1 rRNA gene is annotated in these 1970 nt (G+C 52.4%); it reads left to right on the top strand.

The features are described 5' to 3' along the window. Positions 1-34 precede the first annotated feature (34 nt). A 23S ribosomal RNA gene (locus ACFWBF_RS37240) occupies positions 35-1970 on the top strand; the annotation flags it as partial.

Below are 1970 nucleotides of genomic sequence, written 5' to 3'. Positions count from 1 at the left end.
CATTTAAGTAGTTTTAAAAATAAACCTTATTTTAGGTTAAGTTAGTAAGGGCGCACGGTGAATGCCTTGGCACTAGGAGCCGATGAAGGACGGGACGAACACCGATATGCTTCGGGGAGCTGTAAGCAAGCTTTGATCCGGAGATTTCCGAATGGGGAAACCCACTGCCCGTAATGGGATAGTATCCTTACCTGAATACATAGGGTATGGAAGGCAGACCCGGGGAACTGAAACATCTAAGTACCCGGAGGAAGAGAAAGCAAATGCGATTTCCTGAGTAGCGGCGAGCGAAACGGGATTAGCCCAAACCAAGAGGCTTGCCTCTTGGGGTTGTAGGACACTCTGTACGGAGTTACAAAAGAACGAGGTAGATGAAGAGGTCTGGAAAGGCCCGCCATAGGAGGTAACAGCCCTGTAGTCAAAACTTCGTTCTCTCCTGAGTGGATCCTGAGTACGGCGGAACACGTGAAATTCCGTCGGAATCCGGGAGGACCATCTCCCAAGGCTAAATACTCCCTAGTGACCGATAGTGAACCAGTACCGTGAGGGAAAGGTGAAAAGCACCCCGGAAGGGGAGTGAAAGAGATCCTGAAACCGTGTGCCTACAAATAGTCAGAGCCCGTTAATGGGTGATGGCGTGCCTTTTGTAGAATGAACCGGCGAGTTACGATCCCGTGCGAGGTTAAGCTGAAGAGGCGGAGCCGCAGCGAAAGCGAGTCTGAATAGGGCGAATGAGTATGTGGTCGTAGACCCGAAACCAGGTGATCTACCCATGTCCAGGGTGAAGTTCAGGTAACACTGGATGGAGGCCCGAACCCACGCACGTTGAAAAGTGCGGGGATGAGGTGTGGGTAGCGGAGAAATTCCAATCGAACCTGGAGATAGCTGGTTCTCTCCGAAATAGCTTTAGGGCTAGCCTTAAGTGTAAGAGTCTTGGAGGTAGAGCACTGATTGGACTAGGGGCCCCCAACGGGTTACCGAATTCAGTCAAACTCCGAATGCCAATGACTTATCCTTGGGAGTCAGACTGCGAGTGATAAGATCCGTAGTCAAAAGGGAAACAGCCCAGACCGCCAGCTAAGGTCCCAAAGTGTGTATTAAGTGGAAAAGGATGTGGAGTTGCTTAGACAACCAGGATGTTGGCTTAGAAGCAGCCACCATTTAAAGAGTGCGTAATAGCTCACTGGTCGAGTGACTCTGCGCCGAAAATGTACCGGGGCTAAACGTATCACCGAAGCTGCGGACTGTTCTTCGAACAGTGGTAGGAGAGCGTTCTAAGGGCTGTGAAGCCAGACCGGAAGGACTGGTGGAGCGCTTAGAAGTGAGAATGCCGGTATGAGTAGCGAAAGAGGGGTGAGAATCCCCTCCACCGAATGCCTAAGGTTTCCTGAGGAAGGCTCGTCCGCTCAGGGTTAGTCGGGACCTAAGCCGAGGCCGAAAGGCGTAGGCGATGGACAACAGGTTGATATTCCTGTACCACCTCCTCACCATTTGAGCAATGGGGGGACGCAGGAGGATAGGGTAAGCGCGGTATTGGATATCCGCGTCCAAGCAGTTAGGCTGGGAAATAGGCAAATCCGTTTCCCATAAGGCTGAGCTGTGATGGCGAGCGAAATATAGTAGCGAAGTTCCTGATTCCACACTGCCAAGAAAAGCCTCTAGCGAGGTGAGAGGTGCCCGTACCGCAAACCGACACAGGTAGGCGAGGAGAGAATCCTAAGGTGATCGAGAGAACTCTCGTTAAGGAACTCGGCAAAATGACCCCGTAACTTCGGGAGAAGGGGTGCTCTGTTAGGGTGCAAGCCCGAGAGAGCCGCAGTGAATAGGCCCAGGCGACTGTTTAGCAAAAACACAGGTCTCTGCGAAGCCGTAAGGCGAAGTATAGGGGCTGACGCCTGCCCGGTGCTGGAAGGTTAAGAGGAGCGCTTAGCGTAAGCGAAGGTGCGAATTGAAGCCCCAGTAAACGGCGG

Origin of the sequence: Streptomyces sp. NPDC060028 (genome assembly GCF_042736725.1) — a bacterium.
Classification (GTDB): Bacteria; Actinomycetota; Actinomycetes; order Streptomycetales; family Streptomycetaceae; genus Streptomyces.
Note: the sequence above shows the minus strand (reverse complement) of the source record. Positions and strands in the feature narration are given on the sequence as shown.